13 protein-coding genes are annotated in these 13,127 nt (G+C 55.4%); 6 read left to right on the top strand and 7 right to left on the bottom strand.

Annotated features, from left to right (window positions below; all coding sequences use genetic code 11):
- Positions 1 to 274: 274 nt before the first annotated feature.
- Positions 275 to 1,018, bottom strand: coding sequence for a ferredoxin--NADP reductase (locus JJU14_RS12460; protein WP_228614016.1), 744 nt, complete (start codon positions 1,016 to 1,018; stop codon positions 275 to 277).
- A gap of 186 nt (positions 1,019 to 1,204) precedes the next feature.
- Between JJU14_RS12460 and JJU14_RS12455 the strand changes: the two genes are divergently transcribed.
- From JJU14_RS12455 to frdD, 5 genes are read left to right on the top strand one after another with little or no spacing between them, the layout of a single operon-like run.
- Positions 1,205 to 2,122 carry a UbiA family prenyltransferase gene (locus JJU14_RS12455; RefSeq protein WP_228614015.1) on the top strand — a complete coding sequence of 306 codons (918 nt, stop codon included), beginning with the start codon at positions 1,205 to 1,207 and terminating at the stop codon, positions 2,120 to 2,122.
- Entirely contained in the window at positions 2,122 to 3,954 is a 1,833-nt protein-coding gene (gene frdA, locus JJU14_RS12450; RefSeq protein WP_228614013.1) for a fumarate reductase (quinol) flavoprotein subunit, read from the top strand. Before JJU14_RS12455 ends, frdA begins: the two co-directional genes overlap by 1 nt.
- Positions 3,954 to 4,691, top strand: a complete 738-nt coding sequence (locus JJU14_RS12445; protein ID WP_228614012.1) for a succinate dehydrogenase/fumarate reductase iron-sulfur subunit — start codon at positions 3,954 to 3,956, stop codon at positions 4,689 to 4,691. The genes frdA and JJU14_RS12445 overlap by 1 nt, the downstream gene beginning before the upstream one ends.
- Positions 4,688 to 5,089: a fumarate reductase subunit C gene (locus JJU14_RS12440; protein ID WP_228614011.1), complete on the top strand. Its 402-nt coding sequence runs from the start codon at positions 4,688 to 4,690 to the stop codon at positions 5,087 to 5,089. The genes JJU14_RS12445 and JJU14_RS12440 overlap by 4 nt, the downstream gene beginning before the upstream one ends.
- Positions 5,076 to 5,462: a fumarate reductase subunit FrdD gene (frdD, locus tag JJU14_RS12435; RefSeq protein ID WP_228614009.1), complete on the top strand. Its 387-nt coding sequence runs from the start codon at positions 5,076 to 5,078 to the stop codon at positions 5,460 to 5,462. Before JJU14_RS12440 ends, frdD begins: the two co-directional genes overlap by 14 nt.
- Here the strand turns inward: frdD and JJU14_RS12430 are convergent.
- The 6 genes from JJU14_RS12430 to mpl form a co-directional block, all read right to left on the bottom strand.
- Positions 5,459 to 6,412, bottom strand: coding sequence for a hypothetical protein (locus JJU14_RS12430; protein ID WP_228614007.1), 954 nt, complete (start codon positions 6,410 to 6,412; stop codon positions 5,459 to 5,461). The two genes, frdD and JJU14_RS12430, sit on opposite strands and share 4 nt — an antisense overlap.
- A gap of 34 nt (positions 6,413 to 6,446) precedes the next feature.
- A complete protein-coding gene (panP, locus tag JJU14_RS12425; protein WP_228614005.1) occupies positions 6,447 to 8,144 on the bottom strand; it encodes a pyridoxal-dependent aspartate 1-decarboxylase PanP in 1,698 nt (565 codons plus the stop codon).
- Positions 8,145 to 8,236: 92 nt separating this feature from the next.
- On the bottom strand, positions 8,237 to 9,025 hold the full coding sequence (locus JJU14_RS12420) for an ABC transporter permease (protein ID WP_228614003.1): 789 nt from the start codon (positions 9,023 to 9,025) through the stop codon (positions 8,237 to 8,239).
- A complete protein-coding gene (locus JJU14_RS12415) occupies positions 9,022 to 9,951 on the bottom strand; it encodes an ABC transporter ATP-binding protein (RefSeq protein ID WP_228614001.1) in 930 nt (309 codons plus the stop codon). The genes JJU14_RS12420 and JJU14_RS12415 overlap by 4 nt, the downstream gene beginning before the upstream one ends.
- On the bottom strand, positions 9,948 to 10,577 hold the full coding sequence (locus JJU14_RS12410) for a flavin prenyltransferase UbiX (RefSeq protein WP_228613999.1): 630 nt from the start codon (positions 10,575 to 10,577) through the stop codon (positions 9,948 to 9,950). The genes JJU14_RS12415 and JJU14_RS12410 overlap by 4 nt, the downstream gene beginning before the upstream one ends.
- Positions 10,567 to 11,988 carry a UDP-N-acetylmuramate:L-alanyl-gamma-D-glutamyl-meso-diaminopimelate ligase gene (mpl, locus tag JJU14_RS12405; protein ID WP_228613997.1) on the bottom strand — a complete coding sequence of 474 codons (1,422 nt, stop codon included), beginning with the start codon at positions 11,986 to 11,988 and terminating at the stop codon, positions 10,567 to 10,569. The genes JJU14_RS12410 and mpl overlap by 11 nt, the downstream gene beginning before the upstream one ends.
- A gap of 143 nt (positions 11,989 to 12,131) precedes the next feature.
- Here mpl and JJU14_RS12400 point away from each other — a divergent pair, with 143 nt between their 5' ends.
- Entirely contained in the window at positions 12,132 to 13,121 is a 990-nt protein-coding gene (locus JJU14_RS12400; RefSeq protein WP_228613995.1) for a class 1 fructose-bisphosphatase, read from the top strand.
- The last annotated feature ends 6 nt before the right edge of the window (positions 13,122 to 13,127 follow it).

The following is a 13,127-nucleotide window of genomic DNA, read 5'->3' as shown; positions in this document are numbered from 1 at the left end:
TTTCCAGCAACACTTTCAACGACAAAGGCAACCGGCTGATATCGCCCAGGGTTTCAGCAGCTTTGGTCAGCGAGCAGTATCGGTACTCCTGGTCCCCCACGCTAAGACGGGCATCGCATTGGATTTTCTTTGCAGTCATAACCTTGCTCCTTCATCGTGTGCTGGCCAATGGTAGTAGCATGCGCAGCTGTCTGTTCGTATCATGGCAACAGGTCTATCAGCTTAGTGGACAGACGACGGCACCGCCAATCAAGCTGCTTATTTATGCATGGGGTCAGTTCCAGTATTGTTCAACCGTGATATGGCCGGGCGAGCTGCGCAGGTTCTTACGCAAGCCTAAAATTTCCAGCTCGGCCCGCACCGCTTTAATCATGGCCGGGTTGCCGCACAGCATCACCTGACTATCTAAATCAAACTGCGCCGCAGCCGCCTGTTGCAACTGCCGGTTTTGAATCAGTTGTGGTAAGCGCGCCTGCAGCGCGCCGGGGTACGACTCGCGGGTGACCACCGGCTGATAATGGAACTGCTCGGCATAACGCTGCTGCCAGCTGGCAATGAGATCGCGGTACACCAGATCCTGCACCTGGCGCACGCCATGCACCAGCACGATGCGCCCAAAGCGCTGCCAGGGCACTGTGGTGGCCAGCATGGATAAATACGGGCCAATGCCGGTGCCGGTAGCGATCAGCCAGAGGGTATCGCCTGCAGGCACCTCATCCAGGGTAAAAAAGCCGGTTGCGGGCTGGCTTACCCAAAGCCGGTCACCGGCTTGCAGTGCGTGCAGCCGCGGCGATACCTTGCCATCAGCTACCGGCGTCAGTAAAAAATCCAGCCGGGCATCACCGGGCGCATTGACCAGTGAATAGGCACGTTGCAAGCGGCCGTGTGCTGTTTCTACCGCCAAGCGGACAAACTGACCGGCAATAAAATCAAAGCCAGGCAATTCCACCCGCAAACTGCATAAATGCGAATGCCAGGCGACATTCTCTGCAACTGCTGCTTCTAACCATTGTGCCATCACTGCCTCCTGTGCTTGATAGACCCAGCCTAAAATACCTGACTAAAATAGTCAACTATTGAGCTGCATTCATCCGTTCTTATTTAGAAACAGTATTTTGCAAAAGAGCCGACCTTTTGTTGGGCTGGATCAAGAGCCGTCACGATTCGTTGCTATACTCTAGCAGAATCATGCCAGGAGGGATCCGTGCTTAAAATTTTGTTTGGTGTTGCCCGCTTACCGTTTTTAACCTTAACCGTGCTTTGCATTGCGCTGGCAGCGACCGGCAGTTGGTACCAGCAAGGCAGCCTGTCCATCGGCTTGCTGCTGTTGGTCCTGCTGATGGCACTGGCGGCGCATATCAGCGTCAATGCCTTTAACGAATACTTTGATTTTCGCTCCGGCTTGGATTTTCTGACCCGCCGCACGCCTTTTAGTGGCGGCAGTGGCACCCTGGTGGCGGCGCCAGAGCAAGCCCAGCTGGCGCTCTGGCTGGCAGTTGGCAGTTTGCTGCTGGTCAGTGGCATTGGCCTTGCGCTTAGTGCGCTGGTCGACTGGCGCTTGCTGCTGCTTGGCCTGCCCGGGATTTTACTGATCTACAGCTACACCGATTACATCAACAAATCGCCGCTGCTCTGCCTGTTGGCACCGGGGATTGGCTTTGGTGCTTTGATGACGCTCGGCGCCTACTGGGTGCTGACCGGTCAGCCCGATGCATTGGCGCTGAGCTTATCGGCCTTGCTGGCACTGCTGATCAGCAACCTGTTGCTGCTGAATCAATTTCCGGATATCGAAGCCGACCGTCAGGTAGGCCGCCGCCATCTGCCCATTGTGCTGGGCCCGGCCAAAGCCGCCTGGGTGTTCAGTGCCTTGCTGCTGGCCTGTTATCTGCTGCTGGGGGTATCCGTCTGGCAAAACTGGCTGCCCACAGCCGCCTTGCTGGGTTTGCTGACACTACCACTGGCTGCGCATGTCGCCTGGTCGCTGCATCAACAAAGCCGCAGCCACATCAGGGGCCCGGGCCAACTAAGCGCGCTGCTTGGCAAAAATGTGCTGTTAACCCATGCTTTGCCTGCTTTGGTGTTGCTGGGACTGGTACTGGCGAAACTGCAGGGGGCTGAATAATGCTGAGTCTTGCCAAAACAATCACCACCGATGTGCTGGTGGTCGGTGGCGGCGGCGCCGGCCTTCGTAGTGCCATTGCGGCCTGTGAAACCAATCCCAAACTGAAGGTCACCTTGCTGTCCAAGGTGTACCCGATGCGCTCGCATACGGTGGCTGCCGAAGGTGGTGCTGCCGCCGTTACGCAAGCGCACGACAGCCTGCAGGCGCACTTTGACGATACCGTATCAGGCAGTGATTGGCTGGCAGACCAGAGCGTGGTGGATTATTTTGTCAAACACGCTTTCGATGAGCTGGTTCAACTGGAACACTGGGGCTGCCCCTGGAGCCGGCAACCAAGCGGTGACGTGCAGGTACGCCGCTTTGGTGGCATGAAAACCGAGCGCACCTGGTTTGCCGCCGATAAAACCGGTTTTCATATTCTGCATACCTTGTTTCAAACCAGCCTGAAATACTCCGGCATCCAGCGGCTGGACGAGTACTTTTTGCTTGATTTGCTGGTGCATGAGCAGCGCTGCTATGGCGTGCTGGCCATCGACATCGCCAGCGGCGATCTGGTGCAGATTCAGGCGGCCAGCGTTATTCTGGCGACCGGCGGCGCTGGCCGGCTGTATCAGTTTAATACCAATGGCGGCATTGTCACCGGCGATGGCATGGCGCTGGCGTACCGCCATGGCGTGGCGCTGCGCGATATGGAGTTTGTGCAATACCATCCAACCGGTTTGCCCGGCTCTGGCATCCTGATCACCGAAGCCTGCCGCGGTGAAGGCGGTATTTTGCTGAATAAAGATGGCTACCGCTATCTGCAGGATTATGGCCTGGGCCCGGAAACCCCGCCTGGCCAACCGCAGAACAAAACCATGGAGCTGGGGCCACGCGATAAATTATCCCAGGCCTTCTGGCACGAGCAACAACAAGGCCGCACCATCCAACATCCGCAAGGTGAGGTGGTACACTTGGATCTGCGCCACCTCGGCCAGCGCTACCTGCTGGAGCGGCTGCCTTTTATCTGCGAGCTGGCCAAAGCCTACGTTAATGTCGATCCGGTCAAAAGCCCGATCCCCATTCGCCCGGCGGTGCATTACACCATGGGCGGCATTTTAACCGATGCGAATTGTGCCACCAGCATTCGCGGCCTCTATGCGGTGGGCGAATGCGCCTCGGTTGGCCTGCATGGTGCCAACCGGCTTGGCTCCAACTCCCTGACGGAGTTGCTGGTGTTTGGCAAAGTAGCAGGTCGCGAGGCGGCGCGTTTGGCCAGCGAGCCCAGCCAGCCTGCTGCCGATAGCTTACTAAGCACGCTGACAACACAAGCCCTGGCTCCACTGCAGCAGCTGCACAACAGCCAAGGCTCCGAGCGCTGGCAACCGCTACGCCAGCAACTGGCCGCCAGCATGGAGCAAGGCTGTGGCATTTATCGCAGCGAAGCGGGCCTTAAGGAGACGCTGACCTGCCTTGCGCAACTGAAACAACGCTACCAGCAGCTACGCCTTGGTGATAGCGGCAAAGCGTTCAATACCGATCTGCTGCATGCGCTGGAACTGGGTTTTGGGCTGGATGTCGCCGAAGCCATGTGCCAGGCCGCACTTGAACGTAAAGAGTCGCGCGGTGCCCACCAGCGCCAGGAGCCAGGCCTGACCAACCGCAACGACCAGGATTTTCTGCGCCATAGCCTGGCTTTTTATCAAACAAGACCCGGAGCCCGCATTGAATGGCAGGCGGTGGATACCAGCCTGTCGCCACCGGCCGAGCGCCTATATGGAGGGCAGAGGCCAAGAGGACAGAGCTCCGCGGGCCAACAACCCACTGACAACCCGCCCAAGGAGAGCCGCTAATGCCAACCACTGAGATCCGGTTGCAGCGCTACCGGCCAGAGCAAGACAACGCACCGCACTGGCAAGACTTTCGCGTGGAGTACGACGACAGTACCTCGGTGCTGGATGCGCTGGAGCAGATCAAAGCAGAACAGGACAGCAGTGTAAGCTACCGCTGGTCGTGCCGGATGGCGATTTGCGGCTCCTGCGGTGTGATGGTCGATGGGGTGCCTAAGCTGGGGTGCAAAACTTTTTTGCGCGATTACCCGAAGGGCCTGACACTGGCGCCACTTAGCCATTTCCCGATCGAAAAAGATCTGATTGTCGATATGTCGCGCTTTTTGGCGCATTTAAGCGCCATTAAGCCCTATCTGATCGCAGAAGCCGCGCCAAAAGGCAAACCGTACCGGCAAACACCGGCGCAACTGGCCCGCTATAAGCAGTTTTCCAACTGCATCAACTGCGGCCTTTGCTATTCGGCCTGCCCGCAGTTTGGCTTAAAACCGGACTTTCTTGGCCCGGCCGCCATCGCACTGGCGCATCGCTACAATCTGGATAGCCGCGATCAGGGCAAGTCTGAGCGCATGGCGCAATTAAACAGTGATAATGGCGTCTGGGGCTGCACCTTTGTCGGTTACTGCTCTACCGTCTGCCCCAAGGGGGTCGATCCGGCGGCAGCGGTCAATCAGGGCAAAATCGCCTCCACACTGGATGGGGTGATCCAGTGGTTTAAACCTGGCAAGGAGACCAGTAAATGAGCCGAAAACCCTATCAGCCGCCGATGCCGGCTAGCTGGTGGCTAAAGCATCCGGCCTATCGTTTTTATATGCTGCGCGAAGCCACGGTACTGCCGCTGCTGTTTTTTATCGGCAGCCTGCTGTATGGCCTGTACGCCTTAGGTCAGGGCGAAGCCAGCTGGCTGCAGTATCAGGCCTGGTTGCAACAACCATGGGTGCTGGCGCTGAATGGCCTGGCGCTTTTAGCCAGCTTGTTTCATGCCTGGACCTTCTTTGTGCTCTTCCCACAAGTGATGCCGCTGCGCCTTGGCAGCCGCACCCTGCCCGCCTGGCTGATGGTCAGCGCTCAGTGGGCTGGCGTGCTGCTGGTTATTCTAGCGCTGTGGTGGCTGTTAGGAGGTTTGGATGCGCATCAATAAGCAACCACCCCCTCAAACAACCCCACGCCGCTCGGATGAGCCCATCTGGTGGTCGCTGTTCAGCGCTGGCGGCGTCTGCGTAGCGATGCTGGTGCCGGCCATCGCGCTGCTGGTGTTGCTTGGCATCCCGCTGGGGCTGGTCAGTGCAGAACAACTGAGTTATCAGCGGCTGCATGCGTTGGTGTTTCATCCGCTGGGGCTGGGGGTTGTGCTGGCTGTGATTGTACTACCGCTGTTTCATGCCATGCACCGCATCCATCATGGCCTGCACGATCTGCAACTGGCGCATGGCCGCCTGGCGAAATGGCTGTGTTATGGCAGTGCGGTGCTGCTAAGTAGCCTAGCGTTGTCGCTTTGGCTAACGAGTGGTTAGTTGCACTGCTCTGTCTGACGCAGTAAATCGATCCATTCTTTGACGGCAGCAGGCATCTCAATCTCAATGCGTTCGGTTTGCCCCAGCTGACTGCGATGAAAACGCCACTCACTCTGTAAATCACTCAACTGCTCAGCAAGCTGTTGCTGCTCCTGTGCCGTCAACTCCACATCTGCCAACATAAAGAGCGGATTATCACCTCGCACAATCTCCAGCACGGGCGCTACCCATAGATCAAACTCCATCAGCGCCCGAATAGTGACCAGCAACTGCCTTTTATCACTGTGATAAGGCTCTGGCAGGTTGCCATCCTCATCCCGGTTACGTTCCAGCTCAGACAGCTCGTCCTGATAGGTAAAAGCCTGAAAGGCAAACATCATCGGTACATTATGCAGTGCCGCCTGATAAAACCAAAAACGCGCTTTGGCGTATTCCGGTGCCGGTATGTCCGAGCCATCGTGCTCAGTAAACTCCAGCCGAAGCCCTGGAAACGCATAGTAAGTTCCCAAGGCCCGCATGGCCATCACATTGCCCGCCTGAGCTTCCAACACTGTCACTGCCTCATCCTGATGCCGGTAGTGCTCATCCCCCCAGTTAAAAAAAAGCAGCTCATTGCGAGCCCACTCATCAGCCAGAGGGCGGGACGGATGCTCTTCGAGCAACGAATAAGGTGGGCATTCTGTGGTAGCGATGGCAGCGGGTACATCATCAGAGGAGCTCGCATCCGTTGCCGGAATTTTCGTTACTGCGCTCGCGCCTTCCTGACTGGCATCCATGTTAGCGAAGGTAAACGGCTCTGCTTTCGTCTCAGAAAAAATATCGTGTTCAGCCAATGGGGGTTCTGCAGACAGCTCTGATAACTCAAGCCAGACTGGGCCTGGATCTGGCTGACGCACCCACCAGGCGAGCAACGCCAGCACCACAGCCATCAGCAATACAAGCCATTTCATCCACGCCTCCTTGCCCTGTCTAACCCCTGCGGGCTCAGGCAGCCAGCTCTTTGACCCATTGCATCAGTTTGGGGTAGACCTGACGGCTTTGCCGGGCAATTTCGGTTTGCTCCTGCAAAATATCGTGCAGAATATCCTGTGTGGTCAGCGGGTTGGCCAGCACCACCCGAAAGACGATCATTTCCTGGCGTTGGTACTGTTCTGGCATTAAGCGGGTACGGGACACAAACGACTTGCCCTGCTCGCGTTGCCGCTTCTGGATAAATTTGGTCAGGCTGTTCAGCAGCTCGTTGATTTTCTCGCGCTGCTCCGGGCTGGCTTTATGCAAAGCCAACTGTACTTCAGCCGGCACATAACGGTAAGTCAGCAGGCATAGCTCCGGCTCGGTGATAAGCTCAAATTCGCTGTGCGCTTTAATCAGGCCAGCAAAGTAACGGGCTTTTTCCAGGCTGCGGTTGATCAGAATTTCGTAGCCATCGCGGCCAATCACCTGCAAACAGGCATGCACCAGCATCGCCATGCCGGGGCGGGAGCCTTCCAGCGTCTGGCTACCTAAATCCTTTGAGCCTTTGCGCAAAATGTACTCAGCGTGGTGCTCGATGGCATGAGCACTGGAGGGGTCTTTAAACACCACCATGCCGGCTCCCATCGGCACATACATCTGTTTGTGGGCATCGATGGTGACCGAATCGGCCCGCTCAATGCCAGCCAGCAGTGGCCGGTATTTTTCCGACAACAGAGTGGCGCCGCCCCAGGCGGCATCAACATGAAAACAGCACTGCAATTCTTCTGCTAAATCGGCCAGCTGGTGCAAGGGATCAATGTTGCCGGTCTCAGTGGTGCCGGCCACGCCAATCACCGCCAGCACACGGATGTTTTTCGCTTTTAGCTCCGCACAAACCCGGCGCATCTCGGCCATATCGACCTTGTTGTTGCCATCGGTTTTCACCGCAATCAAATCATCGCGGCCCAGGCCCAGCACATCGGTGGCTTTGCCAAGCGAGTAATGCCCACGCTCCGATACCAACACCGCCAGGCCATCATAGCCGTAGTGCTTCATCGCGCGGAATAAGCCTTCACGGGCAATGCCACGAAAATCACCATCCGGCCCCAACAAGCGGTTACGTGCTATCCAGAGCGCGCTGATGTTGGCAATGGTACCGCCCGAACAAAAAGCACCCAGCGCATGATTGGCACTGTGCATCCACTTGTTGTAAAAGCTGGCGTCTTGCTGATACACCAGATGATGCATCATACCGAGCACCTGACGCTCCAGCGGGGTAAAGGCTTTGGAGGTTTCGATTTTGACCAGGTTCTGATTCAGCCCCACCATCATTTTAGACAGCGGCAGTACAAAATACGGCAAGGCCGAGGTCATATGGCCAATAAAGCTTGGTGAAGCGGTATGCACCGAGTGCGCTACCAGCTTTTCCATCATGGCATCGGCGTAATCGGAGACAAATTGTGGTGCCAGTGGGATCTGGAAATCCTGAAAGTCACGCTCGATTTGCCACAGTGGTTTTTCCACCGCCACGATGCTTTCGCGCAGGAATCCGGCCAGATTCTGCGAAATGTTCTGCTCAATTTTGCTGAGCGTGGAATCCGGCGCTTCCGGCACGGTAAAAATCCGCCAGAGTGCTTCTTCCGATGCTGTCGCCTGCCGTTTACTCACATCTATCCTGCTCTTTGACGCCGGCTCTTTGGCCGGTACGGGTGCCACAAAAAAGGGCATTCACTTTACTGCATGCCATGCCAAAAGTCTGCAAAAAACTGCAACCCCCGGCTATCTGCTTTGCCGAATATCAAGCCACATGCGCATCCACACTAGCTGCGTAAGCCAATGCCTTTGTTGATCAAAACCATCGCATAACTAAACAGTAGCACAATCAACAGCAACAAGAGACCAAAGGCCAGCCACAGACTGACATCGCTGATACCTAAAAAGCCAAAGCGAAAGGCATTGACCATGTACACCACAGGGTTGAGCGCCGCGACCTGCTGCCAGAAACCAGGCAGCAATTGCAGCGAGTAAAACACCCCGCCCAGATAAGTCAGTGGCGTCAGCACAAAGGTCGGGATAATGCTGATATCGTCAAAGGTTTTGGCGTAAACCGCATTAATCAGTCCGCCCAGAGCAAACACCATTGAGGTCAAAAACACCGTCAGCACAATAACGGCCAGGTTATGCAGTTGCACCGAAACAAACAGCAAGGACACCAGGGTGACAATCAACCCAACCAGGATACCGCGCGCCATGCCGCCACCGACATAGCCCAGTACAATGATGTAATTGGGCACCGGCGCCACCAAAAGCTCTTCGACATTGCGCTGAAACTTGGCACTGAAAAACGAAGAGGCCACATTGGCGTAGGAGCTGGTGATCACCGACATCATAATCAGGCCAGGCACGATAAACTCCATGTAACTAAAGCCGCCCATTTCACCAATGCGTGAACCAATCAGGCTGCCAAAAATCACAAAATACAGCGTCATGGTGATGGCTGGCGGCACCAGGGTTTGCACCCAAATGCGTAGGAAACGGTTGGTTTCTTTATTTAAAATACTTCTCAGTGCTACCAGATAGTTGGCTTTGGAGAATGTCTGTTGGCTCATGCGCTTTGCTCTCCCCGCCCTTGCTCGACCAATTTTACAAACAGCTCTTCCAGCCGGTTGGCTTTGTTGCGCATGGATAGCACCTTGACTTTTTGTTCGGTTAAGCGGCTAAAGATATCGTTTAAACCGGCTGATTTTTCCACATCGACTTCCAGGCTGTGATCGTCCAGCAACCGGTAATGAAAACCGTCCAGCTGCAGTTCTGCCGGGTTAGTATCCACATCCAGCACAAAGGTTTCCTGACTCAGCTTGCTAAGCAAGGCTTTGATGCTGGTGTTTTCAATGATCTGGCCCTGATCGATGATGGCGATGTTGCGGCACAGCATCTCGGCTTCTTCCAGATAATGGGTGGTCAGGATAATGGTGACGCCCTGCTGGTTGATGCGGCGTAAAAACTCCCACATGGAGCGGCGCAGCTCGATATCCACCCCGGCGGTCGGCTCATCCAGGATCAGCAGCTTTGGCTCATGCATCAAAGCCCGGGCAATCATCAGCCGGCGCTTCATACCACCGGACAGCTCGCGGGCCCGGCTGTCGCGCTTCTCCCAAAGGCCCAGCTGGCTCAGGTATGTTTCGGCGCGAACCAGGGCAAGTTTCTTTGGCACCCCATAGTAACCGGCCTGATTCACCACAATTTGCAGTACGGTTTCAAACTGATTGAAATTAAATTCCTGCGGCACCAGCCCGAGCTGGCTTTTGGCCAGTTCCAACTGTTGGTCGATATTGTGACCAAATACCTCGACGGTACCACCGCTTTTATTGACCAGCGAGCTGATGACACCAATGGTGGTGCTTTTACCGGCACCGTTTGGCCCGAGTAAAGCAAAAAAGTCGCCTTGTTTGACTTCCAGATCGATGCCTTTGAGCGCCTCGACCTTGTTTTTGTAGGTCTTGCTCAGTTGCTTAATATTCAGTGCCAGTGTCAATGCGCTTCTCCCTGATAACCCCAGCGGGCCAACAGTTGTTGTTCCAACCCCAAATGATCCAGCATTCTGGCCACCATAAAGTCCACCAAATCGTCAATCGAGCTTGGGTTATGATAAAAACCGGGGGCTGCCGGCATAATGGTCACGCCGAGCCGGGCCAGCTTAAGCATATGCTCCAAATGAATGGCATTGAGCGGGCTTTCCCGCGGTACCAAAATGAGCTGGCCACGTTCTTTCAGCACCACATCGGCGGCACGCTCAATCAGATTCTCGCTGGCACCATTGGCAATAGCGGCCAGGGTACCGGTTGAGCAGGGGCACACCACCATCTGCTTAGGCGCTGCCGAGCCTGAGGCTACCGGCGAAAACCAGTCATCTTTGCCATAGACTTTCAGTAAGTGGGGCGGACACTGCAGCAATTCAACCAGTTGCGCCTGGCATTTCTCCGGAGCTGCCGACAGCTTGGTGCCGTGCTCGGTGGCAAACACCACCCGGGCAGCGCTCGAAATCAATAAATGCACCTGCACTTGCTGCTGCAATAAGCACTGCAACAAACGCCAGCCGTAAGGCGCACCGCTGGCGCCGGTAAAGGCCAGGGTGATTTGCTGTATTGGTTTATCCGACATGCTCTGTTTCCCTTAATTCGATGGCCAGGCGCAGCCGTTGATGCAAACCACCAAAGCCACCATTACTCATCACCAGCAGCTGGTCACCTCGTTGAAGCTCTGCCAGCACCGCCTGCTCTAAATCGGCAAGCTCATCATACAGCCGGGCTTTAGGCCCCAAAGCAGCGGCCACTTGCTGCATGCCATCGGCGGCACCTTTGGCCTGAAAAATAAACACCTGATCGGCAGCCGCCAACGCTGCTGGCAGTGCCTGTTGATGTACCCCACGTTTCATGGTGTTGGAGCGCGCTTCCAGTACGGCCAAAATACGGCTTTGGCCCACTTTGGCCCGCAGCGCCTGTAAGGTCGTTTGAATGGCGGTGGGATGATGAGCGAAATCATCGTACAAACGCACCCCACCCGCCTCGGTAAGCAGCTCCAGTCGTCGTTTCGGTGCCTGAAAACTGCACAGTGCTTCAATAGCGACGCTGACTGGCACACCGACATGGCGGGCAGCCGCAATAGCCATCATGGCGTTATCAACATTGTGCTGGCCCAGCAAACCCCAGTGCACTTCACCTTGCACCTCGACTTGCAACTCACCCTGCAGCAGCACTGAAAAAGCCGAACCATCGGCTTTCAGCAACCGGCTGTGCCACTGCGCTTCCGCCGCCTGAGCACTGCTTTGAGCCGTATTGCGTTGAGCTGCATAGCTTTGGCGCTCACTCCAGCAGCCCTCGGCCAGCATCTGTTCTATGGCCGGCTCTGCCTGCGGCGTCAGGATCAGGCCACTGGCCGGTACTGTGCGGATCAGATGATGAAACTGACGCTGAATGGCCGCTAAATCGGGGAAGATATCCGCATGATCGTATTCCAAATTATTGATCACTAAAGTGCGCGGACGGTAATGCACAAATTTAGAGCGTTTATCAAAAAACGCTGTATCGTATTCATCGGCTTCAATTACAAAAAATGGGCTTTCCCCCAAACGGGCCGAGACACCAAACTGAGGCGGCACCCCGCCAATCAAAAAGCCGGGTTGTAAACCAGCCTGCTCTAAAATCCAGGCCAGCATGCTGCTGCCGGTAGTTTTGCCGTGAGTACCTGCCACCGCCAGTACCCAGCGCTGCTGCAACACCTGCTCCGACAGCCACTGCGCGCCGGACGTGTAAGGCAATTGCCGCTCCAGCACCGCTTCCACACATGGGTTACCGCGTGATAAAGCATTGCCAATAATCACCAAATCAGGCGCAGGTTCCAGCTGGTCCGGTTCAAAACCACTGGTCAGCCCGATACCCAGTGCTTCCAACTGAGTACTCATCGGTGGATAGACATTGCTATCCGAGCCAGTTACCCGGTGTCCCAGTGCTTTGGCCAGTGCCGCGATGCCACCCATAAAGGTGCCACAAATTCCCAGAATGTGAATGTGCATGCCGTCAACTCTTAATGCAGATGACGCCCATTGTAACAAAACTGCGGCTTGCTGCGATTGAAACTGCAATTTTGGCAAAAATTCTTTAAACTAGAAGGTAAAAATACAAGTACCTCACCTACACAGTAAAAAAGGAATCCCCCATGCGCCGTATCTCCCCGGTCCTGCAGCAAGACGGTGTCGATAGCGACCTGATTTCCCTGATAAAAACCATTCTGGCCGCCTGCCGTGAAATCTCCTTTCGCGTTAGCCAGGGGGAACTGGCCGGTGTGCTTGGCTCAACCTTGTCGGAAAACGTCCAGGGTGAAACGCAAAAAAAGCTGGATGTGATTGCCAATGAATTGCTCAAAGAAGTGATTTTGGAAACCGGTGTGGTCAAAGCCATCAGCTCGGAAGAAGAAGACGACATTATCGCCGGTAATCCCAGAGGCCGCTACCTGGTGACCTTTGACCCGCTGGATGGCTCTTCCAATACCGATATCAACAGCCTGATTGGTACCATTTTCTCCATTTTGCCAGCGCCAGCAGATAAAGACGCCGACGATGCCAGCATGTTCTTGCAACCAGGCACGGCCCAGGTTGCGGCTGGTTATGTGCTGTACGGACCTTCCACCATGCTAGCACTGACCACCGGCAAGGGCACCCGGATGTATACATTGGATAAAACCTACGGCGGCTTTTTGCTGACAGAAGACAAGGTCACCTTGCCCAAATACACCTCGGAATTTGCCATCAATATGTCGAACCAGCGCTTTTGGCAGCCGCCGATGCAAGGATACATTCAGGATTTGCTGCTAGGTAAAGAAGGTCCGCGCGGCAAGAATTACAACATGCGGTGGATTGCGGCCATGGTCGGTGATGTGCATCGTATTTTGTGCCGTGGTGGTATTTTTGCCTACCCAGCCGACAACAAAGATACGAAAAAACCCTATAAATTACGACTGATGTACGAAGCCAACCCGATGAGCCTGCTGATAGAACAAGCTGGAGGCCTGAGTATCACCGGCACCGAGCGTATTCTGGATATTCAACCAGACGACATACACCAGCGGGTAGCGGTCATTTTGGGCTCGCGCCATGAGGTAGAAACTTGCCTTGGCTATCACCAAAAAGCCGCTGTAACCCAGCAGTAACTGGTT

It is taken from the genome of Alkalimonas sp. (genome assembly GCF_020831925.1).
In the GTDB taxonomy this organism is placed as follows: domain Bacteria; phylum Pseudomonadota; class Gammaproteobacteria; order Enterobacterales; family Alteromonadaceae; genus Alkalimonas.
Note: the sequence above shows the minus strand (reverse complement) of the source record. Positions and strands in the feature narration are given on the sequence as shown.